General features: G+C 65.9%; 16 protein-coding genes and 3 pseudogenes. 5 read left to right on the top strand and 14 right to left on the bottom strand.

The annotated features are described in order from the left end of the window. Positions 1-116: 116 nt before the first annotated feature. The 6 genes and pseudogenes from AKN84_RS35085 to AKN84_RS35060 form a co-directional block, all read right to left on the bottom strand. Positions 117-2269, bottom strand: a pseudogene (locus tag AKN84_RS35085) (SLC26A/SulP transporter family protein). A gap of 46 nt (positions 2270-2315) precedes the next feature. Then, positions 2316-3521 carry an alpha/beta fold hydrolase gene (locus AKN84_RS35080; RefSeq protein ID WP_050425023.1) on the bottom strand — a complete coding sequence of 402 codons (1206 nt, stop codon included), beginning with the start codon at positions 3519-3521 and terminating at the stop codon, positions 2316-2318. Positions 3522-3592: 71 nt separating this feature from the next. Then, a complete protein-coding gene (locus AKN84_RS35075; protein ID WP_050425022.1) occupies positions 3593-4399 on the bottom strand; it encodes a crotonase/enoyl-CoA hydratase family protein in 807 nt (268 codons plus the stop codon). A 137-nt stretch (positions 4400-4536) separates the two neighbouring features. Next, positions 4537-5577 (bottom strand): zinc-dependent alcohol dehydrogenase, encoded by a 1041-nt coding sequence (locus AKN84_RS35070; RefSeq protein ID WP_050425021.1) that lies wholly within the window; start codon positions 5575-5577, stop codon positions 4537-4539. 377 nt (positions 5578-5954) lie between these two features. Beyond that, positions 5955-6869, bottom strand: coding sequence for a phosphoribosylaminoimidazolesuccinocarboxamide synthase (locus AKN84_RS35065; RefSeq protein ID WP_050425020.1), 915 nt, complete (start codon positions 6867-6869; stop codon positions 5955-5957). 87 nt (positions 6870-6956) lie between these two features. Further along, on the bottom strand, positions 6957-7874 hold the full coding sequence (locus tag AKN84_RS35060; protein WP_050425019.1) for a pirin family protein: 918 nt from the start codon (positions 7872-7874) through the stop codon (positions 6957-6959). 274 nt (positions 7875-8148) lie between these two features. Here AKN84_RS35060 and AKN84_RS35055 point away from each other — a divergent pair, with 274 nt between their 5' ends. The 4 genes from AKN84_RS35055 to AKN84_RS35040 all read left to right on the top strand — a co-directional run bounded on the left by AKN84_RS35055 (position 8149) and on the right by AKN84_RS35040 (position 12070). Continuing rightward, a complete protein-coding gene (locus AKN84_RS35055; protein ID WP_050425018.1) occupies positions 8149-8724 on the top strand; it encodes a GNAT family N-acetyltransferase in 576 nt (191 codons plus the stop codon). Between the two features lie 53 nt (positions 8725-8777). Next, positions 8778-9839, top strand: coding sequence for a helix-turn-helix domain-containing protein (locus tag AKN84_RS35050; protein ID WP_050425017.1), 1062 nt, complete (start codon positions 8778-8780; stop codon positions 9837-9839). 384 nt (positions 9840-10223) lie between these two features. Further along, entirely contained in the window at positions 10224-11651 is a 1428-nt protein-coding gene (locus AKN84_RS35045) for a serine hydrolase domain-containing protein (protein ID WP_050425016.1), read from the top strand. Positions 11652-11779: 128 nt separating this feature from the next. Then, on the top strand, positions 11780-12070 hold the full coding sequence (locus AKN84_RS35040; protein WP_050425015.1) for a DUF1330 domain-containing protein: 291 nt from the start codon (positions 11780-11782) through the stop codon (positions 12068-12070). A gap of 387 nt (positions 12071-12457) precedes the next feature. Here the strand turns inward: AKN84_RS35040 and AKN84_RS35035 are convergent, their stop codons facing one another. After that, on the bottom strand, positions 12458-13828 hold the full coding sequence (locus AKN84_RS35035) for an MmgE/PrpD family protein (RefSeq protein ID WP_050425014.1): 1371 nt from the start codon (positions 13826-13828) through the stop codon (positions 12458-12460). A 132-nt stretch (positions 13829-13960) separates the two neighbouring features. Between AKN84_RS35035 and AKN84_RS46420 the strand changes: the two are divergent. Then, positions 13961-15037 (top strand): annotated as a pseudogene (locus tag AKN84_RS46420) (FUSC family protein); the annotation flags it as partial. A gap of 69 nt (positions 15038-15106) precedes the next feature. Here the strand turns inward: AKN84_RS46420 and AKN84_RS35025 are convergent. From AKN84_RS35025 to dnaN, 7 genes and pseudogenes are all read right to left on the bottom strand, one after another. Beyond that, positions 15107-15763: a 2-hydroxychromene-2-carboxylate isomerase gene (locus AKN84_RS35025; RefSeq protein ID WP_050425012.1), complete on the bottom strand. Its 657-nt coding sequence runs from the start codon at positions 15761-15763 to the stop codon at positions 15107-15109. Between the two features lie 3 nt (positions 15764-15766). Then, a complete protein-coding gene (locus tag AKN84_RS35020) occupies positions 15767-16240 on the bottom strand; it encodes a DUF2867 domain-containing protein (RefSeq protein ID WP_050425011.1) in 474 nt (157 codons plus the stop codon). Beyond that, positions 16237-17634: an MATE family efflux transporter gene (locus AKN84_RS35015; RefSeq protein WP_050425010.1), complete on the bottom strand. Its 1398-nt coding sequence runs from the start codon at positions 17632-17634 to the stop codon at positions 16237-16239. The genes AKN84_RS35020 and AKN84_RS35015 overlap by 4 nt, the downstream gene beginning before the upstream one ends. Positions 17635-17783: 149 nt before the next feature. Further along, positions 17784-19075: pseudogene (murA, locus tag AKN84_RS35010) on the bottom strand (UDP-N-acetylglucosamine 1-carboxyvinyltransferase). Positions 19076-19442: 367 nt separating this feature from the next. Further along, on the bottom strand, positions 19443-21878 hold the full coding sequence (gyrB, locus tag AKN84_RS35005; protein WP_050425009.1) for a DNA topoisomerase (ATP-hydrolyzing) subunit B: 2436 nt from the start codon (positions 21876-21878) through the stop codon (positions 19443-19445). A 229-nt stretch (positions 21879-22107) separates the two neighbouring features. Beyond that, a complete protein-coding gene (gene recF / locus AKN84_RS35000) occupies positions 22108-23244 on the bottom strand; it encodes a DNA replication/repair protein RecF (protein ID WP_050425008.1) in 1137 nt (378 codons plus the stop codon). Between the two features lie 74 nt (positions 23245-23318). Next, on the bottom strand, positions 23319-24437 hold the full coding sequence (dnaN, locus tag AKN84_RS34995; RefSeq protein ID WP_050425007.1) for a DNA polymerase III subunit beta: 1119 nt from the start codon (positions 24435-24437) through the stop codon (positions 23319-23321). Between the last annotated feature and the right edge of the window lie 226 nt (positions 24438-24663).

Below are 24663 nucleotides of genomic sequence, written 5' to 3'. Positions count from 1 at the left end.
GGTGCTCTCTCCTCTAGGCGACCCGTCGGTGAGACCCCCACCCCAGCCCTCCCCCGCAAGCGGGAGAGGGAGCCGAGTCCCGCCGCGGCCAACGATGAAGCTCACTTCATCGCAAGCTATCGCCGCAGCACCGCGATGGTGCGGTTGGCGAAGGTCAGCCGCTCCGCCATCACGGAAACGAAGTACGTCAGCAGCTTGTGGCTGAGCTCGGGGTCCTCGTCGCGGATCGCCGCGAATTGGTGGGTGTTCAGCACATAGAGCACGCTCGCCATCTCGGCCTGGATGGTCGCACTGCGCGGGGTGTTCGCGACGAGGCCCATCTCGCCGATCGTGGTGTAGCGGCCGAGGCTGCGCACGCGCGTGGTGCGGCCGTCGTCGGCGGGCACCATGATGCCGACGCGGCCGTCGAGGATGAAGTGCATGGAATCGGCGGCGTCGCCGGCGTGCACGATGACCTCGCCGGCGTCGACTTCGAGCCGCTGGCAGCGCCGGATCAGCGTGTCGGCGTCGCCCTCGCTGTCGAGCAGCCCGGTGAACCAGCCGCGCAGATCGGCTTCCTCCTGCGCCAGTTCCTGGTGCTGCGCGATGATCTGGTTCTCGCACCATTCCAGCGCATGATCGAGCTCGTCGATCACGGAGACACCCGCGGTGATGAAATCGCTGGCGCGCAGCACCTGTTCGGCCTTGGCCGACAGATGCACCAGCACGAGCTCGACCCCGACCTCGTGTGCGCTGCGCTTGATCTGCGCAAAGCTGTAGGCCGCCGACGAATCGACGCCGGTGACGAGCTTGAAGTCGAACAGCAGATAGCGGCACTCCGCCTGCTCGCGCAGCAGCGCCTTGACGTGCTGGTACAGCCGGTTGGCGGAGCCGAAGAACAGATAGCTCTGCAAGGTGAGCCCCTGGATCTTGCCGCCATGGGCCTGCAGCACGTTGCGGTCGTCGCGCGAGCGATCCAGCGAGCTGCGGTACTCCGAACCATCGAAGCCGTATTTGATCGCCTCGACCCGCGCCGCGCTGAGCGCAAAGGTGGCGCAGCCGATGATGACGCCGATCAGGATGCCGGGCACGAAGCCCCAGGCCACGATGATGGCGATGATCGCGAGCAGCGACACATATTCGGTCTGCGACAGCCGCTTGCGCGATTCGATCATCCATTTGTGCAGCTGGTCGCGCCGAGATAGATCAGGAGCCCGCCGAGCACGAATTTCGGCATGTAGCCGAGCAGCTGCGGCGCCACGGCGAGCATCAGCAGCGAGATGGCCGCGACCGTCAGTCCCGACAGCGGGCCGCGCCCGCCGCTCGAGAAATTGAGGATCGAGCGGCTGACCGAGATGCAGCCGGCATAGCCGGCCAGCGCGCCGGTCAGGATATTGGCGAAGCCAGTGATGTTGAGCTCGCGCTCGAGATTGGCCTCGCGATGCACCGCGACCTCGATGCCGGTGGTGTTGAACAGCGTGCTCGCCGCCGTGACGAAGACGACGGCGATCATGTTGCCGAGCAGGTCCGGCACCGCCGACCAAGGATACTGCGCGAGCTCGGCGGCGTGCCAGGGCAGCATGAAGGTCGATGCCGGCGGCGGCTCGAAGGTCCAGCCGGTCAGGTGCGCTTCCTCGGGCGTGAGGCCGATGATCCAGAATACAAGATGCGCCACGATCACGCCGCCGACCAGGATGACCGGCAGGCCGAACGGGCTGCGCGAGCGATGCCAAGTGAGATACAGCACCAGCGCCATCGCGCATGCGGCGCTGAGCTCGGAGATCGTGATCATGTTGGTGAAGTGGAACAGGGTGCTGAGCTGCACGGGGTAGCCGGTGATCACCCTGATCGCGCCGAGCACGATCAATAGGCCGGTCGCCCCGAGGAAGCCACCGACCACGGGGTAAGGCACGTAGCGGATGGCACGGCCAAGCCGCGTCAGCCCGAGACAGCACAGCACGATGCCGGTGACGATGGTCGAAAGCCCGAGCGTGATCAGCACCGGTGTGAGCAGCGGCGCCGTCGGGTCGGCGGCACCGATGCGCTCGACCAGCGAGGCCATCAGGATTCCTGTCACCGCTGCGGTGGAGCTGTCGGGGCCGGCGACCGCGAACGGCAGCGAGCTGCCGAGCGCGATCAAGGTGGCCAGCACCGCCGAGGAGATGAATGTCGCCGCGACGCCGTATGACAGATAGGGCGACAAGGGTCCGGCGAAGATCAGCAGCGCGTAGGACAGGCCGAAGGTGATGCCGAGCACGCTGGCCGCACCGCCGCCGAGAATGTCGTGCATGGCCCGCCGCGCCCGCGAGCCGAAATAAAGCGATCGACTAATCACGTTAAAAAATGTCCTGAACTTTCGCCGTCAGTCGTAGACGAGCCCGGCGCAGGACGACAACAGGATTTTTGTGACAACCGGTTCTCAACGCGTGCATTTTTAGCCCCCCGTGCGAGGAGGGCTGGGGGTGCAGGCTACCGGAGCGGATGCGTTCCGATCGTCTAACCGAGGCCGTCCATGAACGCGCGCAACCGCGGCGCCCATTTATCGGCGTCGCGGCCCGACGCGGAATGGCCGTAATCGCTGTCGAGCAGGAAGTAATCGGCGTCGACGCGGCGGCCTTCAGCGCCGGCATTACCTGCTGCGCGAGCTCCGGCGGGAAGAGCTTGTCGGTCCGCGACAGCACGTAGAGCAGCTTGGCCTTGATCTTTTCGAACTGCGCCGTCACGTCGAAGCCCCGCAGCGCCCTGGCGAGCGTCAGCAGCGAATTGGCGTCGAACCCCCTGGCCCACTCCGTGGCCTCGGCGCGGATCGCGGCCTCGATGTCGGCCGGATCGGTCAGCGTATCGCGCAGCCGCGTTTCGATGCCGTAGCTCTTCAGCGTCGCGGTGCGGATCTGGATCATGCTCTCGAGCACGCCGCCGTGATCGTAATAATCGCCGCCGTTCCAGTTCGGATCCTGTGACAGCGTCGCCATCAGGCGCGCAACATTGCCCTCGGCGCGCTCGCGCGGCACCAGCGGCGCGGTGACGACAGCGGCGATACCGCGCATGGCGTCGGGATAGTTCACCGCCCATTGCAGCGCCTGGAAGCCGCCATAGGACGGACCCACGATCGCAACCAGCCGCTCGATGCCGAGACCATCGAGCAGTGCTCGCTGGGTCGCGACGATGTCACCGACGGTGATATCAGGGAAGCGCGGCCCGTAACGCCGGCCGGTCCGCGGGTCGATGCTCGCTGCGTTGGTCGAGCCGTACGACGAGCCCAGCATGTTCGGGCAGATCGCGAAATAGCGGTTGGTGTCGACGGCCTTGCCGGGGCCGACGATCTCGCACCAGCTGCCTTCGCCGGTCGATCCGCCGGGATCGATCATCTGCGGCCCGCTGGTGTTGCCATGGGTGATCAGCACGACATTGTCACGGTTCGGCGCCAGCGTACCGACGGTGCGGTACGCGAGCGTGACTTCCGGCAGCACGCTGCCGTTCTGCAGGAGGACATCTGACGTGGTGAAGGTCTTCAGCTCGGTTGCGATCGATTGTGTGGGCATCGTTTGGCTTCCGGAATGGCTGCGACAGCTCAGCATGGCCGTGGCGGAAACGCAAAGGCCGGCGCCGTGGACTACCCGTTTTCGCCCTCATTGCTGAACGCGCCGTGACGGCCGACGCCCGAGGCAAAGCGCGTCGCGCCCGACAGGGTTTCGCCCGAGGCGATCACATCGAGTCCGCCGCGCATCTCGTTCCTGATCGCCTCTTCCTCGTCGAGGTCCCACTGCCGCAGCGCCGACAGCCGGTCGGCCCGCACGCAGGTCTGCGGGAATTTGGCGATGTCCTTGGCGAGCGCGATGGCATGCGCGCGCGCCTCGCCCTTCGGCACCAGCCGGTTCGCGAGCCCCATGCGGTGCGCCTCGGGGCCTGTGACCGGGCGTCCGGTGAGAATCAGATCGATCGCCTGCGAATGGCCGATCAGCCGCGGCAGACGGATAGTGCCGAGGTCGATCAGCGGCACGCCGAAGCGGCGGCAGAACACGCCGAAGGTCGCGTCCTCCGCGACGACGCGCATGTCGGCCCACAGCGCGAGCTCCATGCCGCCGGCGACCGCATAGCCTTCGATCGCGGCGATGACGGGCTTCGAGAGCCGCAGACGGCTCGGTCCCATCGGTGCGATCGTGTTGTGGCCGCCGACCTCGCGCTTCTTGTTGGGATCGCCGGCCGCGACCGCTTTGAGATCGGCGCCCGCGCAGAAATAACCGCCGGTGCCGGTGAACACCGCGACCGATGCGCTGGCATCGGCATCGAAGGCGAGGAATGCGTCGTACAGCTTGCGTGCGGTCGCGCCATCGACAGCGTTGCGGTTGTGCGGACGGTTGATGGAGATGATGGTGACAGGGCCATCGCGCTCGACGAGCACGGTATCGGCATCGGACATGGGTCGCTCCCTGGGTTTGTTTGTTGGAGCCAACCTAGAGCATGATCCGGAAAAGTGCGAAGCGGTTTTCCGAAAAGATCATACTCAAACAAAGAGCTGGAGCGCGATGACGATTCATCGCGCTTTAGCGGTCCCCGTCAGGCAATGCCATCGCGAACGAAGGCCACTCGGATGGTCGGATCTCCGATCGCCTCATGCGCGTCCTCGAAACGGACCCGGCGGGTAATCACATGCTCTGGGTGGTAATGCCCTGCCGCAACATGGGCGACGCAGTCGGGCAACTCGGCCCGCACATTGACGCGCGAGACCTTCAACGTGATGCCGACGCCGTACATGTGCCGGAGCGGCACCGGTGTGGTTTCGGCGAAGTCGCCATACATGCGCTGGCAGATGCCGTTCGGTTCCGTCGAGCGGAATGCCAGCAGGATGCTGGCGTCGGTCGCGGCCGCGTCGATCACGATCGGGAACAGGCCGGGCGGCTCGATCATGAGGCCGGCCGGCGCTTCGACGATGTCGGCGCCGAACGACTTCGCCTTGGCGAGGCGTGGCGCGTGATCGTCGAGATAGACCACGCGACCGGCACCGCGCGCCACCGCCGCCTGCACTGCAAACATCGCGAGCGACTGCGCGAAACCGCCGATCACCAGCACGTCGGCGCCGGGCCGTTGCGCGAGCCAGCGCGCCACCGCACTGAACCCGTCGGTCGCGCCATCGGCCAGTCCTGCGGTTTGCGAGAGGGGATGACCTTCGGGTTGGCGGACCAGCATGTGATCGGCGAACGGCACGCGAATCAGGTCGGACAGGCCGCCGCCATATTCGACGCCGCAGACCGGCTTCAATCCGTAAGACGACCGGAACGGCACAGAAGTGCAGGCATTGGTGTGGCCGCGCCGGCAGCGGTCGCAGGCACCGCAACTGATCTGGAACGGAACGATGACGAGATCGCCGGGCGCGAAATTCCTCACCGCGCCGCCGATGTCGACAATGCGGCCTGCGGTCTCATGTCCGAGCGCAAACGGAGCGGCGAGGCCCGATCGGCCGTGGACGATCGCAAGATCGAGATCGCAGCGCGTCACCGCGAGCGGCTGTACCAGCGCGTCGCGGTCATCCTGGAGCCTGGGCGGGGGAACGTCCCACCATTCGACCTTGTTGCCGCCGATATAAGTCAATTGCCGCATCGCGTGCTCTCCGCTTTGGGCGGAGAGTGCAGCGGAGCGGATGCGCCGACAAAAGGTATGTCTTCAACAGGGGTGAATGGAATTCACCTGAGTTGGATGTCGTCATTGCGGGGAGCTCGCGACAGAATTGCAAAGCAGTTTTGCGCTGAAGCGACGAAGCATCCACATCTCCGCAAACGGCGGGATGGATTGCTTCGCTTCGCTCGCAATGACGGTGGATCAAGTCTGCTGATTGGAGCGCGCCTCTCACCCCGTAATCCGTCATCCTGAGGCGCGAGCGCAGCGAGCCTCGAAGGATGGACGGCCACCAGCGGGGCCGTCGACCCTTCGAGACGCGCTACGCGCTCCTCAGGGTGACGGTGATAGAGAGAGCCGCGCTAAACCTTCAGCTCGGCGCCCGTAACGCGCCGATACGCTTCCAGGTACCGCTTGCTCGTCGCATCCACCACGCTCGCCGGCAGCGGCGGGGCGGGGGCGTCGCCGTTCCAGCGGCCGGCGCGGCGCTCGACGTCGAGATAGTCGCGCAGCGGCTGCTTGTCGAAGCTCGGCTGCGGCTGGCCGGGCTTGTAGGCATCGACCGCCCAGAAGCGCGAGGAATCCGGCGTCATCACCTCGTCGATCAGGATAATGCGGCCGTCCTTGTCGCGGCCGAACTCGAACTTGGTGTCGGCAATGATGATGCCGCGGGCGCGGCTGGTCTGTTCGCCATAACCGTAGACGTCGCGGGCCATCTTCTCCAGCGTCGCGGCGACGTCGGCGCCCAGGATCTCGCGTACCCGCGCGACCGTGATGTTCTCGTCATGGCCAGCCTCGGCCTTGGTCGCCGGGCTGAAGATCGCGGGCTCGAGCTTCTGGCTTTCGACCAGGCCCGCCGGCAGCTTCTCGCCGGCGAGGGTGCCCTCAGCCGCGTATTCCTTCCAGGCGGAGCCTGAGATGTAGCCGCGGATCACGCATTCGATCGGGAATACGGTGGTGCGCTTGCACAGCATCGCACGCCCCAAAATGTCGGCACGATGGTTCTTCAGTTCGGGCACCGCGCGGATGATCTCGTCGGCATCGGCGCTGATCATGTGATGCGGCACGGTGCCTTCGAGCTGCCGGAACCACCAGGCGCTGGTCTGGGTCAGCACCGCGCCCTTCATCGGAATGGTTTCCGCCATCACCACGTCGAATGCCGAGATGCGGTCGGTGGTGAGCAGCAGCACGCGGTCGTCGCCGACGGCGTAGATATCGCGCACCTTGCCGCGGCCGATCCGGGGCAGGGGCAAATCGCTGGATAGCATCGCGGTCATGGGCGTGGGTCTTTCCGGGCTGGCTTCTCAAAGAGGAACGCCCGCACACGAGGCGTGCGGGCGCGAAAGATTATCACAGGAAATAGCTCACTCCGGCAGCGGAATGAACTCGTGTTCGTGCGGAACCTGCGCGAAACGCCCGGTTTTCCAGTCCTGTTTGGCCTGCTCGATCCGCTCCTTGGAAGACGAGACGAAATTCCACCAGATGTGGCGCGGCCCCTCCAGGGCGTCGCCGCCGAGGAACATCATGCGGGTCGGCCGCAGCGTCTTCACGGTGATGCGGTCGCCGGGCCGGAAGATCAGCAGCCGCGGCCCCTCATGACGGTCGCCCGCGATCTCGACCTCGCCGTCGACGAGATAGATCGCGCGCTCCTCGTGATCGGGGTCGAGCGGCACCGAGGTGCCGGCGTTAGCGGTGACCTCGGTGTAGAACCAGGGCGAGACCATGCTGACCGGCGAAGAGATGCCGAACGCCGAGCCGGCGATGATGCGCGCGGTGAAGTCGCGCTCGGAGATCATCGGCAGGTCGCCCGCGCCATAATGCTGGAACGACGGCGCGATCTCCTCCTTGCCTTCAGGCAGCGCGATCCAGCTCTGCAGACCGAGCATCTTCTGGCCGTCGCGGCGCTGCACGTCGGGGGTGCGCTCGGAATGCGCGATGCCGCGGCCCGCGGTCATCAGGTTCATCGCGCCGGGCTGGATCTCCTGGATGTTGCCCTCGCTGTCGCGGTGCATGATGCTGCCGTCGAACAGATAGGTGACGGTGGCGAGCCCGATATGCGGATGCGGCCGCACGTCCATGCCCTTGCCGGCGAGGTACTGCACCGGGCCGAAATGGTCGAAGAAGATGAAGGGCCCGACCATCTGCCGCTTGCCATGCGGTAGCGCGCGGCGCACCGCAAAGCCGTCGCCGAGATCGCGGGTGCGCGGCACGATGATCAGATCCAGCGCGTCGCAGGTCTTGGGATCGCCGAGTTCGGGATCGGTCGAGGGCTGCCAGCTCATGTCGGACTCCTTACAATTTTTGCCGGATCATACTCTTTTGCGGTGATCATACTCTCTATCCGTCGTCCCGGCCAAGCGAAGCGCGAGCCGGGACCCATAACCGCAGGGCGTGGTGATGGAGCAGGCTGTGGCCACGGCTTCGTCTAACAACAAAGCCCTGTGGTTATGGGTCCCTGCTCCCGTGCGTAATTGCGCGCTAGGCAGGGACGACGGAGATACTTCTGGCGCGTGCGCGCACGTGATAACAGGGCAATCTTGGAAACCGGAGGCGTTGATGGTTTCTCTGACCAGGCCTGGCGCAAGGCTGTTGCAGGTCGACGGTCCCGTGATCGAGACCGCGCGGCTCATCCTGCGACCGTGGCGCGCATCGGATATCGCCGACAACACGCGGATGCTGTCCGATCCCGAGACGGCGCGTTTCATCACGCCGGATCATCAGCCGGTCACGTCGGAGCTGAAGGGCTGGCGCAATGCCGCCGTCATCTCGGGCCATTGGGCGCTGCATGGCTTCGGCATGTTCGCGGTCGAGGAGAAATCCTCCACCCGTTACATCGGCCGCGTCGGGCCATATTATCCGCCGGAATGGCCGGGCTTCGAGGTTGGCTGGGGCATCGCCAAAGATTATCGCGGCAAGGGCTATGCGGTGGAGGCCGCGCGCGCCGCGATTGATTGGGTGTTCGACAATTTCACCGTCGACCGCGTCATCCATTGCATCGATCCGGCCAATGTCGCCTCGCAGGCGGTGGCGCGGCGGCTTGGCGCCGTGAACGAGGGGCCCGGCAAGCTCGAGGGCGAGATCGTCGATATCTGGGTCACGACGCGCGAGCGCTGGCGCCGCGATCCGGCTTGAAAAGCCCCGCTTGAGCGACGATTGTTCGCCTGACCCGGAGATCCTTTCGACCGATGACCTTGGCCGCAACCGAACTCTGCCTGCGCGCCGCCGCCGTGACGCTGCTGCTGGTGCTTGCGGCCTCGATGTTCGCGGATTTCCGCGACGTGCTGGCGGGGCGGCTCGTGATCGCCTTCGCGCTCGGCGCGGCCGCGCATGCGGTGACTGCGTCGATTGGCGCCGGGCCGCCGATCTCGGTCTGGCATGCGCCGCTGATCGCGCTTTCGACCGGCGACATCGTGGTGTTCTGGCTGTTCACCCGCGCGCTGTTCGATGACGCCTTCGCCCTGCGCTGGTGGCACGGCCTGATCTGGGCCGCGGTGGTGACGTTCAGCTTCGTCAATTGCATGTGGATCGCGCCTAGCGGCCACGCGCAAGCGGCGATTACCACGGTCAATTTGCTGACGCTCGTCTTCATCGCGCTTGCCGTGACGCAGACCATCAGATCGTGGTCGGCGGATCTGGTCGAGCGCCGCCGCCGTGTTCGTGTCTTCATCGTCGTGGCCTCGGCGCTGTACGGCGGAATGAACGCCCTGCTGCAGATCGCCTATGCCGGCAGCCGCGTGACCGTGGAATGGGCCAATCTGCTCAACGCAGGCGTGCTTGCCGCCATCGTCGCTGGTATCACCTGGGCGATGATGCGGGTCGATGGCGCCGATCTGTTCGCCGCGCCGGTCGAGCCCGTCATCGCCAATTCGCAGCCGGCCGCGATGGAGGAGGCCGCCGACCAGAAGCTGGTCAATGCCCTGATGCGGCTGATGGCGGATGAGCGGATCTACCGCCAGGACAACGTCACCATCGGCACGCTGGCGACCCGGCTGAAGATTCCCGAATACCGGCTGCGGCGGCTGATCAATCAGCGGCTCGGCTATCGCAATTTCAACGTCTTCCTCAACAACCATCGGATCGAGGAGGCCAAGGCCGCGCTGGCCGATCCCACCCAGGCCGAAGTGCCGGTCATTACCATCGCCATGGATGCCGGCTTCCAGTCCCTCGGCCCCTTCAATCGCGCCTTCAAGGCGACCACCGGCGTGACCCCGACGGAGTATCGGAAACTGAAGGCGAAGGCGGCGTAGGGGACCGCTGATGTGAGGGACGCACCGGCGGCTGGGTTCCCTCCCCCTTGCGGGGGAGGGTTAGGGAGAGGGGTACCACACGGGTGGTCTCTCAATTTGAGTTTCGGTGTTGTGCTGCGAGTTGTGACGACAGCGTTTGCATCGACCGTCTCGCCCGGGGCTCACCCCTCTCCCCAACCCTCCCCCGCAAGGGACCCGCAAGGGGGGAGGGAGCCTGACAAGCGCACGTCCCTCACGATGGGCGTTGTAATCACTGAATAATTCCAGAATCGGCCAGCCGCCTCCAATCCCCAGCTAGCCCGATTTCCAAATCCGGCGAGCCCTTCCGCGTCCGTTCCTGCTTCCTCCTGCCATGCGCCCATTACGCCATGCCGGAGGAAACCCGTGACCCGTCGAAAGCTCATTCTCATTCTCGCTGCCACCACCGCCCTCGGCGCGCTGGGCTGGTCCGCCGCCCGCGCCCGCGACGTGCCGAAGGTCGCGACCGGATTTGTCGCCAACATCATCTGCTCCGAAACCTTCGTCAGCAGGCTCGACCCGAAGCGGAACTTCACCGAGACCACGGATGCGATGCCCGGCACCGGCCTGATCACCTGGGCGATGGACACCGAGGTCGACCTCGACCGCAGGGACGTCACCGTGACGCTGCTCGGGCTCGGCCGCAGCCATGCGGTCTATCGTGAAGGCGTCGGCTGCACCCTCGAACATGGTGAGGCGCTGGCGGACATCGCACTGCCGCCTGCACGGCCGCAGGCTGCCTTGTTGCCCGAGGTCGCCGGCCCCGCGCCTGTCGCGCCGCAGAGCCCGCAGCTCGCATCCGCGCTCGATCGGGCCTTTGCCGAACCGGCCGAGCCACCGTTCCGCCGGACCCGTGCGGTTGTCGTGATGAAGGATGGCCGCATCGTCGCCGAGCGCTACGCCGACGGCATCGGTACCGACACGCCGCTGCTCGGCTTCTCCGCGACCAAATCGGTGATCTCGGCGCTGATCGGAGTCCTGGTGCGTGACGGCAAGCTTGCGATTGATAAACCGGTGCCGATCGCGGCCTGGCAGGACCCAAGGGATCCCAGGCACGCGATCACGGTCGATCAGCTGTTGCGTCACACCGCGGGCCTTGCGCTCGGCAGTTCGCTGCAGGCTTCGCTCGCCTCAGCGCTCGAACCGGTCAACCGGATGAAGTACATGGAATCGGATATGGCTGGCTATGCCGAGAGCATTCCGCTCGAAACGGCACCGGGCCAGGCGTGGAATTATCACGACGGCAATTTCATCATCCTCTCGCACCTGATCCGCGACGCGGCCGGCGGCCATGCCGCTGACGTGCTGCGCTTCGCGCGGGCTGAGTTGTTCGATCCGCTCGGCATGCGCAACGTCGTCATGCAGTTCGATGCGGTGGATACGCCGGAAGGATCAGGCGCGATGATGGCGAGCGCACGCGATTGGGCGCGGTTCGGCCAGCTCTATCTCGACGACGGCGTCGTCGGCGGCCGGCGCATCCTGCCTGCGGGCTGGGTGAAGTACTCGGCGTCGCCGACGCCGAACGCCTGGGTCGGCATCGGCGCGGGCTTCTGGACCAATCTCGGCGACAGTTTTGGCGCCAAGTATCGCGTCGAGCACGGCTGGCCGCGCGACGCGTTCTTCGCCAAGGGCACGATCGGGCAGTATGTGATTGTCGTGCCGTCACAGCGCCTGGTCATCGTGCGGCTCGGCCGTTCGCCGAACGCGCCGCCCAAGGCGGACGGTGTGTTTGACCTCGTTAGCGATGTCGTCGCGGCGACCGCGACAGGCGCGCGGCTCGCGGGCGGCAATTGACCGGCACGTCACACACCACCCGCGCGATCGTGAATTGAATCTCGGCGTGAGGAATTTTCTGATGCGGTGGCGCATCTCGCAGGAGGTGCGCCATAGTTTCCTGAAACGCGCGTCAGGCGGAGACCATCATGCCGAAAGCCTACTGGATCGTGCACGTCACGGTGCACGATGAAGCCCGTTACCCCGAATACCTCGCCGCTGCGATGCCGGTGTTCGAGAAATACGGCGCCAACTTCATCGTGCGCAATGGCCCGTACGAGGTGATGGAAGGCGCAACGCGTCAGCGCAACTTCGTCATCGAATTCAAGGATCGCGCCACCGCGATGGAATGCTACACCTGTGCGGACTATCAGGCCGCGAAGGCGATCCGGCAGAAATATTCGGACGGGGATTTTGTGATCATTGATGGGCCGGAGTAGGGGGCCTTGATCCTACCCTCCCCTGGAGGGAAGGGTAGGTTCGCATGAAGCGTAACGAAATGCGAAGCGGGGTGGGGTGATCTCTCAACACGGGCAGTGATCTTCGCGGAAAGACCGTCACCCCACCCCGACTCACATTTCGCTACACTCAATGTGAGTCGACCCTCCCTCTCCAGGGGAGGGTGAAATCGACACCGCGTCTTTGAGATATTGAATCGAGAACCATCCCCGTCGTCGTCCTGGCGAAGGCCAGGACCCATTACCCCAGATGAGGATTGTTGCGCGGCGCTGGGGCCACGATCCCTCATCATCGGGTTCGGTGGTTATGGGTCCTGGCTTTCGCCAGGACGACAGCGGTGGATATCGCGCGCCTTCGCCGCGAACGTCTTACTGCCGCCCCAGCTGCGTCGCCTGCGCCACCCGGTCGAAGCGCTCCAGCGTCAGGATCGCGTCGGCGAGCTGGTCGGCGCGCTTGTCGAGCACCGGGCGGGCCAAGGTCAAAAACTTCTGCTGCATCGCCTTTGCGTCGGGGAACGAGGTCGGCTCGCCGGAGGGATCGGCGTAGAGCCGTTCATGCACGCCATCGTCTGTCGTGATCGAGACGCGGGCGCCGAACGGATGGGTGCGGCCGACTTCGAGCCGGTCGTCCTGCACCACGTCGAACTTGTCGGCGAGCGCGTCGATTGCCGCATCGCCTAGCCGGTCGTAATCGTCCCAGCCGAAATGGCCCTGGTCGAGCGCGATCGCGCCGGTGAAGAACATCGAGAACTGGCCGCCGACCACCGAGGTCGGGTGGCGCTTGGTGGCGGCATCTCCGGTCAGCGTGATGCCGTTGCGGTGCAGGCCGATCTCGACCTTCCTGATCTGGTCCGGGGTCAGATTGTGCTCGCGCCGCATCGCGATCAGCGCGTCAATCGCGGCATGGGTGTAGCGGCAGCTCGGATACGGCTTCACGCCGATCTTCAACGTCTCATAGGTGCTGCCGAGGCCAGCCACCGCCTTGTCCGGATGCGCGTCATCGGTGTAGCCGACCAAAAGGCCATGCTTGCCCTCGATCGAGTCGCTCGAACCGATGAAGTCGTTGCGCGCAAGGGTCGCGGCGATCACGCCGTTCATCGCGGCGGCGCCGACCTGGTAGCGCTTGTTCCAGGCGCCGTTGACCAGGAATTGCAGCGAGCCTGCGGCCTGGCTGCCTGAGACGCCGAACGCGGAGACGATCTGCTCCTTCGACAGGCCGAATAGCTTGGCCGCCGCCGCAGCGGCGCCATAGGTGCCGGCGGTCGCGGTCGGGTGGAAGCCGCGGGCATAATGCGAGGTCGGGTCGAGCGCGTTGCCGAGCCGGCAACACACTTCATAACCGGCGACGATCGCGGTCAGCACGTCGCGGCCGGAGGCGCCGACCATCTCGCCGACCGCGAACGCGGCGGGCACCACGGGTGCGCTCGGATGCAGCGAGGAATCGGCATGGGTGTCGTCGAAATCGAGCGAATGGCCGAGCGCGCCGTTGAGCAGAGCCGCCACCGCCGGCGTCCAGGTCTTGGTGTCGCCGAACACGGTGGCCTCGCCTTTGCCGTCCAGCGCCAGCGCCTCCAGCATCTTCATCAGCGACGGCGTCGATTCCGCATCGCGGCGGGCGCGGATGGTGCTGCCCAGGAAATCCAGCGTCAAAACCTTGGCGCGCTCCAGCACCTGCGGCGGGATATCGGAAAATTTCAGGTCGGCGACATAGGCGGCGAGCGTTGCGGTTTCGTGGGCCATCGTGTTTCCTCAATCTTGCGGCGCAGGGTAGGCGGGCGGGTTTTGCCTTTCAAGCCGCCTTGCCGCCGTGGGCAGCAGCCATGCTCGACGTCCTTTAACATAGGCCTTTCCATTGATTGCGGATCAGGGTGCATGAGGACCTTCGCAAAACGCATGTTCGACCAGCTTTGGACCCGCAAGACGCAGCTGGCGCTGGCGGTCCGGATCGCGTCCGCGGGCGTCGCGGCCTACACCATCGCGGTGGCGATGCACCTGATGCTGCCGCTCTGGGCGGTGCTGACCTCGCTGATCGTGACCCAGATGAGCGTCGGCCGCTCGCTGAAGGCGACCCGCGACTACATGCTCGGCACCATCGGCGGCGCGATCTATGGCGGCGCGATCGCGGTCCTGATCCCGCATTCCGGCGAGGGCAGCCTGCTGGCACTGCTGGTCTTGGCGATCGTCCCGCTGGCCTTCATCGCCGCGCTCAATCCCAGCCTGAACTCGGCAACGGTGACAGCGGTGATCGTGCTGCTGCTGCCGACCATGCATCATTCCAACCCGCTGGATTCCGCGATCGACCGCGTCCTCGAAGTCACGGTCGGCGCGCTCACCGGCCTCGTGATCTCGTTCCTGGTGCTGCCGTCGCGCGCGGTCAGCCAGATCAGGGTCAACGCATCGAAGCTGCTGGAACTGCTGTCGGCGGCGTTCGCCGAATTGCTCGCCGGATTGACGCGCGGCCTCGACAACGACGCGCTGCACCGGATCCAGGACGGCATCGGCACCGCCGTGACCAATCTGCACGCCACGGGCATGGAGGCCGAGCGCGAGCGCTCCATGCATCTGTCGTCGGGGCCGGACACTGGCCCGCTGCTGCGGACCATCCAGCGGCTGCGCCATGACGTCGTGATGATCGGACGGGCCTGCGTCGTGCCGCTGCCCGCCGATATCCAGGCCCGGCTGGCGCGGCCGCTGGCCGAGGTCAGCAAGGCGATCGTGACGTACATGGTGTCGGTTGCGACCGCCTTGCGCGCCGGCAGCGGCCCGGCCGACATGGCGCCGGTCGATGCCGCGCTGCATGCCTACAGCGAGGAGGTCGCCGCAGTTCGAAGGGATGGCCTGATCCGCGGCCTGCCGGTCGACGCCGCCGAACGCTTCTATGCGCTCGGCTTCTCGCTCGACCAGATGCGGCAGAACCTCGATGACCTCAAGCGATGCCATGGCAATTGGTGCACGACGAGGATGCTGCGGAGAAGGTCGTCGCCGATGCGCCGGAGAAGAGCGCGGCATGATCTCCGGCTAGGCCTTGCGGCGCGCCAGGCCCTTGCTTTCCATGCGCCAGATCAGGAGGTCGATACGGTCCTGACCGAAGAAGGGCTCGCCGGCGAATACGAAGGTCGGCACGCCCCAATGGCCGGATGCGGCGTGCGCTTCCTCGTTGCCTTTGATGACCTGCTCGTAGCGATCGGGATCGGCGGCGATGGCCGCGTCCATCGCGGGAAGATCGAAGCCGGCGGCATCGGCCGCTCGCGCCAGATGATCGCCTTCGTTCCAGCCCTGCACCGAGCCGTCCCACAGCACGCGGCTGATGGCGGAGGTGAAGGCAAGCGACCGTCCCTCGAGCTGGGCGGCGGCGCCGAGCCGGGTCAGGCGGTGGATGTAGGGCTGGTGTTCGGCGACGTCGAGCGTCGTCATGTCCTGCACGATCGGGTCCGGACGCGGAAAGCGGAACGGGATGTTCTCATGCTTGGCGACGCGGCTGGAGTCGAGCACGACATAGCGGGCGAATTGCGGGTTGGTCTTCTTGAAGAAGCCGGGCACCCGCACCGCGAGCGGATAGACCGGCCGCAAATTCACTGCGACATCGTAGTCGTCGACCATCTTCAACGTCTTCGGCAGCGCGAGGTAGCTGTAGGGACTGCGGAACGAGAAGAACAGGTCGACCGGCAGGGTCATGCGCTAGCCCCCGGCCTTGCGCAGCATCGCCGGCACGATCAGGCGGTGGAACGGCATGATCACCGCGAGATAGGTGCGGCCGAGCCAGTTGTGGGTCAGCACCAGCGTGGTGGCGGTGATGTTGCGCGCGGCGCCGGTGCTGGCGACATCGACGACCAGGCGGAAGTCGAGATGCTTGTCGTTGAAGCCGGCGACCAGCCGCTCGGGCGTCTCGCTGATGACGGGGAACAGCCCGATCATGTCGCGCCCCGCGCCGTCGGCCGCGCCCGAGGTCTTCAGGCCGAGCGGCGTGACCAGAACGTTTCGCAAAGCAATCAGCCATTTGGCCCAGCGCGGCTGCTGACCCAACATCGTCTCGGTGGCGTGCCGCGCATCGAGATCCGGTTGCGTGGTCGCGATCCGGAACGCGTCGATGAATTGCGCGCCGGTTAGCAGCGCGTCGGAATCCACGTTCGGCGTGACCTCGTCGACCCTCATCCCGCCAGTCTGCGTGCCAGCAGGCGGAAACGCAAGATCAGGAGGGTCGCATAAACCGCGGTGCCGAGCGACAATCCGATCCAGACGCCGGGGGCATTGAGCTTGGCCCAGAAGGCGAGGGCGGAGGCCGACGCGAAGCCGACCAGCCAATAGCTGATGATGGCGAACAGCAGCGGCACCTGGGTGTCGTTTATGCCGCGCAGCGCACCGGCGGTGGTGGTCTGCACGCCGTCGGCGATGAAGAACGTCGCGCCGATCAGCAGCAGCATCGCGGTGAGCTGTGCCGTCGCGTCGGAGGCCTCGCCGAGGAACAGTGCCGCGATCTCGAAGCGCGCCAGGATCACCGCGAGCGTCATGATGCTCATGAACACGCCGGAGAGCGCGACCGCGACAAAGCCGGCGCGCCGGACCGCGTCGGTGTCACGGCGGCCGACCGCCTGGCCGACCCGCACGGTGGCGGCCATGCTGACGCCGAACGGCACCATGAACAGGATCGCCGCGATCTGCAGCGCGATCTGATGTGCCGCCAGCGCCGTGGTGCTGATCAGCCCCATCAACAGGCCGGCCGCGCCGAACAGGCCGTATTCCAGCAGGAAAGCGATCGAGATCGGCGCGCCGACGGCGACGAGCTTGCCCATCAAAGGCCAGTCGATGCGCCAGACCCGGCTGAACACCTGGTATTTGCGGAACGGGCGCCGCCGCGCCGCAAACCACACGCCCGCGAGGAAGGTGCCGAGGTTGACGATCGTGGTCGCAAGTCCGGCGCCGAACATGCCGAGCTCGGGCATGCCCCATTTGCCGTAGAGCAACAGATACACCATCAGCGCATTGGCCGGGATCGCCGCGAGCGTGATCCATAGCACTGGCTCCGGCCGGTTCACCGCGCTCATGAAGCCGCGGATCGCGATGAACCACAGCGCCGGCAGGATGCCCCAGGCGAGCCCGAACAGATATTGCTGCGCCAGATGCGCGGTCGCCTGGGTCTGGCCGAGCGCAAGCAGGATGCGCTCGCCCTGGAACGGCAGCGCCATCAGCGGCAGCACCATGAAGAAGCCGGCCCACAGCCCGACGCGGAGCGCGCGCCGCATCACCCGCGGGTCGCGCGCACCAAATGCCTGCGCGGCCAGCGGCGACACCGCGGACATCATGCCCATGCCGATGGTGAAGCTGACGAAATACACGGTATGCGCCAGCGCCGCGGCGGCGATGCTTTCGCTGCCGAGCCGGCCGATGAAGGCGAGATCGGTCGTCATCATCGCGATCTGCCCGAGCTGCGTCAGCGCAAGCGGCACCGCGAGCTTCAGCGTTTCCGCGAGCTCGGCCGTGAGCAGCTTGCGAGAGGGGGCGACGGCCGCGCGCGACACGGCCGGGTCGATCTTGTCGATGCAGGTCATGACGGCACGTCTAGCACGGCAAACCGGCCGGAAGGATGGCCGAACTGCCCAACGCGACGATCTCACGCAGAAATCGTCGCGTCTCAAGCTGTTGTTTGAGCATGATCCGACCGGAAAACCGCTGCACACTTTTCCGGATCATGCTCGGACTACGATCGCGCAGGTATCCGCTTGATCTTGGCGCCCAGCGCATTGAGCCGCTCGTCGATCCGCTCATAGCCGCGCTCGATCTGGTCGGCATTGTTGATGGTGGAGGTGCCGTTGGCGCACACCGCTGCCAGCAGCATCGCCATACCGGCGCGGATGTCGGGCGAATTCATCGGCGCGCCGCGCAGCCGGCTGGGGCCGGCGACGATCGCGCGGTGCGGGTCGCACAGCACGATGCGGCCGCCCATCGCGATCAGATTGTCGACGAAGAACATCCGCGACTCGAACATCTTCTCGTGCATCAGGATGACGCCGTCGCACTGCGTCGCGGTGACGATCGCGATCGACATCAAGTCCGCCGGGAAGGCCGGCCACGGCTGGTCCTCGAGCTTCGGCACATGGCCGCCGAAATCGTCGTGGATCTTCATGGTCTGGTTCGACGGCACGACGAGGTCGTCGCCTTCGACGCCGCAGACGATGCCGAGCCGCTCAAAGCCCATTCGGATCGAGCGCAGATGCTCGACGCCGGCGCGCGCGATGCGCAGCGGCGAGCGCGTCACTGCGGCAAGGCCGATCAGCGATCCGACCTCGATATGGTCGGGCTGGATCGCGAAGCTCGTGCTGCCGAGCGTCGCCGGCCCGTGCACGATGATGGTGTTGGTGCCGACACCCTCGATCCTGGCGCCGAGCGCGATCAGGAAATTGGCGAGGTCCTGCACATGCGGCTCGGAGGCAGCGTTGCGCAGATAGGTGGTGCCGCGCGCGCGACGGCGGCGACCAGCGCATTCTCCGTCGCGGTGACGCTGGGTTCGTCGAGGAACACGTCGGCGCCCCTCAGCTTCGAGGCGCGGAATTCCAGCCGGTGCGTCGCGGTCACCGTGGCGCCGAGCTGCTCGAAGGCCAGAAAATGCGTATCGAGGCGGCGGCGGCCGATCACGTCACCACCGGGCGGCGGCAGCGCGACCTCGCCGCAGCGGGCCAGCAGCGGACCTGCCAGCAGGATCGAGGCGCGGATACGCGCGCACAGCGCCGGATCGAGATCGGCGGCGCGGATTTCCTTGGCATGGATCTGCAGCGTGTTGCGCTCGGTCCATTCGGCGCTGGCGCCGACCGAGCGGCACAGCTCGACCAGCGTTTCGGTGTCGCGAATGCGCGGCACGTTGGTCAGCGTGACCGGATGCTCGGTGAGCAGGGCAGCTGCGATGATCGGCAGCGCGGAGTTCTTGTTGCCCGACGGCTCGATGGTGCCCGAAAGGCGGCGGCCGCCCTCGACGATGTATTGGATCGGCGGCACGCGGAATGTCCCCTAACGCATTCAGACTTGGATTCAGACTGCGCCATTCGAAATTCCGTAACGGAATCAATGGCTGTCCGGCACCGTAACACAGTTTCCGATGTAGCTTCCACACGAAAGGTAGCGGCGGGACGGCAGCTGGCTGCGCTGTCACGGGGACGTCATCGTGCTGGGACGGTCGCAGGCCTCAGGGTGACGGTGGTGGCGCGCACCACACGATCCACGTCATTGCGAGCCACCCGGTCGGCGCGAAGCGCCGCCGGATGACAGGCTCCGCGAAGCAATCCATGGCTCCGCACGTCGACAAATGGATTGCTTCGTCGCTTCGCTCCTCGCAATGGCGGCGGTGCAACGCGCCGCAGCGCCCTCAGATGTCGATGGTGGCGCTGAGCGAGTTTTCCTGGATGAAGTCGCGGCGCGGCTCGACCACGTCGCCCATCAGCTTGGTGAAGATATCGTCGGCCTCGTCGACCTCCTTGACCTTCACCTGGAGCAGCGAGCGCGCCTCGGTGTCCAGCGTGGTCTCCCACAGTTGTTCCGGGTTCATCTCGCCGAGACCTTTGTAGCGCTGCAGCGAGATGCCCTTGCGGGCGGCGTCGGTCACGGCCTCGAACAGGTCGACCGGACCATGGATCATCTGCTCGGCATCCTTGCGCCGCAGCTTGCCCGCACGCACGTAGATCTCTTGCAGCTTGGTCGCGTATTCATCGAGCTTGCGCGCGTCGGCCGAGCCGAGGAAGGCGTCGTCGATCACCGCCACTTCCTTGACGCCGCGCACGGTGCGCTCGAACTGGAAGCCGTGGCCTTCCGTGAAGGTGCCGACCCAGCCGCGCTCGACCTCTTCGGCCACCGCATCCAGCCGCTTGGCGATGTATTCCGCCGCCGAGTTGGCAGTCGCGATCTCGCCGGTGATCCTGGGGCTCAGCACACCCGCGATCGCGGCCTGCTCGACGACCGCGCGATTATAGCGGCTGTGCAGGTTGCGCAGCACCGAGCGGATGATCCGGGCGTCTTCGACCAGCGACAGCAGATCGCGGCCCGAGCGGTCCTCGCCGGAGGCCGGCTTGAAGACGCATTCATCGAGCCCGGTCGAGATCAGATAATCCTCGAGCGCGCGCTCGTCCTTCAGATATTGCTCGGACTTGCCGCGCGAAACCTTATAGAGCGGCGGCTGGGCGATATAGAGGAAGCCGCCATCGATGATCGAGCGCATCTGACGATAGAAGAAGGTCAGCAGCAGCGTGCGGATATGGGCGCCGTCGACGTCGGCGTCGGTCATCACGATGATCTTGTGGTAGCGCAGCTTGTCGACCGAGAAATCGTCGCTGATGCCGGTGCCGAGCGCGGTGATCAGCGTGCCGATCTGCTCGGACGACAGCATCTTGTCGGGGCGCACGCGCTCGACATTGAGGATCTTGCCGCGCAGCGGCAGCACCGCCTGGAATTCGCGGTTGCGGCCCTGCTTGGCGCTGCCGCCTGCCGAGTCGCCCTCGACGATGAACAGTTCGGACTTGGCCGGATCCTTCTCCTGGCAGTCGGCGAGCTTGCCGGGCAGCGAGGAGACGCTGAGCGGGTTCTTGCGCGTCAGCTCGCGGGCCTTGCGCGCAGCCTCGCGGGCCGCGGCGGCCTGGATCACCTTGCCGACGATTTCCTTGGCTTCCTTCGGATTCTCCTCGAACCAGGCGGCGAGCGCCTCGTTGAGGACGTTCTCGACCACGGGTCGAACCTCCGAGGACACCAGCTTGTCCTTGGTCTGCGACGAGAACTTCGGATCGGGCACCTTCACCGACAGCACCGCGGTGAGGCCTTCGCGGCAGTCATCGCCGGTCAGCGCGATCTTTTCCTTCTTCGCATTGGCCTCGGCATAGCCGTTGACCTGGCGCGTCAGCGCGCCGCGGAAGCCGGCCAGATGGGTGCCGCCGTCGCGTTGCGGGATGTTGTTGGTGAAGCACAGCACGTTTTCGTGGTAGCTGTCGTTCCACCACAGCGCGGCCTCGACGCCGATGCCGTTGGCTTCCGAACGCACCATGATCGGCGCCGGCACGATCGCCTTCTTGTTGCGGTCGAGATATTTGACGAATTCCTCGACGCCGCCCGAATAGTGCATCTCCTCGCGCTTCTCGACCGCGTGGCGCATGTCTGACAGCACGATGTGGACGCCGGAATTGAGGAAGGCGAGCTCGCGCAGCCGGTGCTCCAGCGTCGCGAAATCATATTCGACGTTCTTGAAGGTCTCGGTCGAGGCGAGGAAGGTGACCTCGGTGCCGCGTTTGCCCGGGGCGTCGCCGACCACCTTGAGCGGCGCCACGGCATCGCCGTGCGCGAATTCGATGTAGTGCTCCTTGTCGTCGCGCCAGATCCGCAAGCCGAGCTTGCTGGACAGCGCGTTGACGACGGAGACGCCGACGCCGTGCAGGCCGCCAGAGACCTTGTAGGAGTTCTGATCGAATTTTCCGCCGGCGTGGAGCTGGGTCATGATGACCTCGGCCGCCGAGACGCCTTCTTCCTTGTGGATGCCGACCGGAATGCCGCGGCCGTCGTCGAACACGGTGACCGAATTGTCGGCGTTGAGGGTGACCAGCACGCGGCTGGCATGGCCCGCCAACGCCTCGTCGATCGCGTTGTCGACGACCTCGTAGACCATGTGATGCAGGCCGGACCCGTCATCGGTGTCGCCGATATACATGCCGGGCCGCTTGCGGACAGCGTCGAGGCCCTTCAGCACCCGGATCGATTCCGCGCCATATTCGGCCGGAATGGGATGCTCAGATTCGGCAGGGGTCTGCCGGGCAGGTTCAGTCATGTGAGGCCTTCGAGGATGTCCCGAATCAGCTGCGCATGATGAGGCGCTGATTCCGCTATTTGTGCCACGAAAGACGGGTTGCGCCTAGCGCAAAGTCTCTCTCTACAAACTGTTGAATAGATAGGATTTTTTAGGCCTTTTTCAAGGTCTCGGAAGGCCGATTCCGGAGGCTCCGAAAAGCCCGATTCGAAGGCAGATTCGAAGCCCTTTCGGGGCCTGCTCCGTGCCCTCAGCCGCGCCGCGTGGCGCGGCCGGATTCGACGTCGAAAATCTCCCCCGTCGGGCCGATATCGACGAACGCCAAGGGGTCCGCGCCGGTCATCCAGACCTGCGCGCCGAGCCTGGCGAGTTCGTCGAACAGTGCCTTGCGCCTGTTGGGATCGAGGTGGGCGACGACCTCGTCGAGCAGCAGCAGCGGCACGATGCCGGTCATTTCCGCGACCATCGTGGCATGCGCCAGCACCAGTCCGATCAACAGCGCCTTCTGCTCGCCGGTCGAGGCGTCGCGCGCCGGCATGTTCTTCGGCGCGTAGACCACCTGCAGATCGGTCAGATGCGGCCCATCGAGCGTACGCCCGGCGGCGGCGTCGCGCGGACGGCTGGCGCGCAGGATCTCGCGGTAGCGGTCTTCGACGGCGGTTGCGGGCTCCTGCAACAGCGCATTCTCCATCCAGCCGTCGAGCATGATCTCGGCGGAGGGGAAGGCTGAGGCCGCGCCGCGCTCGCGCAGCATCACCGCGAGCTTGGCGGCGGTCTGGCCGCGCGATGCGGCGACCGCGACCGCGAGCTCCGCGGTCTCGCGTTCGATCGCATCACACCAATGGTCGTCGTAGTTGCGCACCTCGAGCAGCCGGTTGCGCGAGCGCAGCGAGCGCTCCAGCGCCGAGACGCGGCTGGAATGCTCGGAATCGATCGCCAGCACCAGACGGTCGAAGAAGCGCCGCCGCTCGGAGGCGGCGCCCATGAACAGGCCGTCCATCGCCGGCGTCAGCCACACGATGCGCAGATGATCGCCGAACGCGGTCGCGGAACCCACCGGTTCGCGGTCGATGCGGCAGCGCCTCGTGTTGCTGGCCTCGCCGGTCGGCGGATCGATGCCGGTGCCGAGCGTCGCGAGGCCCAGCGCGCCCTCGACCTCGGCCGAGACCGCCCAGGAGCCGTCGCCCTGATTGTCGGCGATGTCCTCCAGCGTCGCGCGGCGCAGGCCGCGGCCCGGCGACAGGAACGAGACCGCCTCCATGCAATTGGTCTTGCCGGCGCCGTTCGGCCCGACCAGCACCACCATGTCGCCCGCGACCTGCAGCGTCGCAGCCCGGTAATTGCGGAAATGCGTCAGCGACAGGCGATGAATGCGGGACGGGGTCATCTCAGCTCGTCATTGCCGGGCAGTCGTGCCCAGCCACGACGCAATCTAGTGCTGATGCGCGCGAAGAGAAGTGCTCACACCCGCATCGGCATCAGCACGTAGAGCGCGCCCTTGCTGTCCTTGTCTTGCACCAGGGTCGGCGAGCCGGGATCGGCGAGCTTCAGCACCGCGACTTCGCCCTCGATCTGGGCGGCGATGTCGAGCAGATAGCGCGAGTTGAAGCCGATATCGAGCGCGTCGGAGGCGTACTCGACCTCGATCTCCTCGGTGGCGCTGCCGGAATCCGGGTTGGTCACCGAGAGCACCAGCTTGCCCGCGGACAGCGCAAGCTTCACGGCGCGGCCGCGTTCGCTCGAGATGGTCGAGACGCGGTCGACGGCGGCCTCGAAATCCTTCTTGTCGACCACCAGTTCCTTGTCGTTGTTCTGCGGGATGACGCGGCCATAGTCCGGGAAGGTGCCGTCGATCAGCTTCGAGGTCAGCACCACATTGCCGAGCGTGAAGCGGATCTTGCCGTCCGACAGTTCGATCGAAATCTCGGCGTCATCGCCTTCGATCAGCCGCTGCACCTCGCCGACGGTCTTGCGCGGGACGATCACGCCGGGCATGCCGGTCGCCCCCTTGGGCAGTGGGAGGTCGATCTGGGCCAAGCGGTGGCCGTCGGTTGCAACCCCGCGCAGGGTCGCGGCCTTGGCACCGCCGGCGGCGTGCAGATAGATGCCGTTGAGGTAATAGCGGGTCTCTTCGGTCGAGATCGCAAACTGGGTGCGGTCGATCAGGCGCTTGATGTCGGACGCCGGCAGCGAGAATGAATGTGTCATGTCGCCGGCAGCAAGCCCCGGGAAATCACTTTCCGGCAGGGTCTGCAGCGTGAAGCGCGAGCGGCCGGCGCGCACGGCGAGCACCGAGCGGTCGCCGTCGGCCTCGAGCACGATCTGCGAGCCGTCGGGCAGCTTGCGGACGATGTCGTAGAACATGTGCGCCGGCACCGTGGTCGAGCCGGCGGTTCCGGTCTCGGCCGCCAGGGTCTCCATCACCTCAAGGTCGAGGTCGGTCGCCTTCAGCGACAATTTGGCGCCCTCGGCGCGGATCAACACGTTGCCGAGGATCGGGATGGTGTTGCGGCGCTCGACCACGCGGTGAACGTGACCCAGCGATTTCAGCAGTTGCGCGCGCTCGACGGTGACCTTCATTGCAATACCCGCCAGATCCCTCAGATGGAAGAGCCGGGCGGCCGTTCAGGCAGCATCGCGGCGTCGGAAACCCGAAAAGTCGGATCAATACCGGATTTGATCAAACCCACGGGGGGACCGCAAGGTGGCGCGGATGGCGGGCTGGCGCAAGGGAGACGGCGTCTGTTCCCCACGTTTTGGGGCCGAAATGGGTCGCTCCCCCTTGCAACAAAGGGGAGGGCGACCG

The sequence above is a fragment of the Bradyrhizobium tropiciagri genome, from assembly GCF_001189845.1.
GTDB classification, from domain to species: Bacteria; Pseudomonadota; Alphaproteobacteria; order Rhizobiales; family Xanthobacteraceae; genus Bradyrhizobium; species Bradyrhizobium tropiciagri.
The sequence above is the reverse complement of the archived record's forward strand: the minus strand, read 5'-3'. Positions and strand labels throughout refer to the sequence as shown.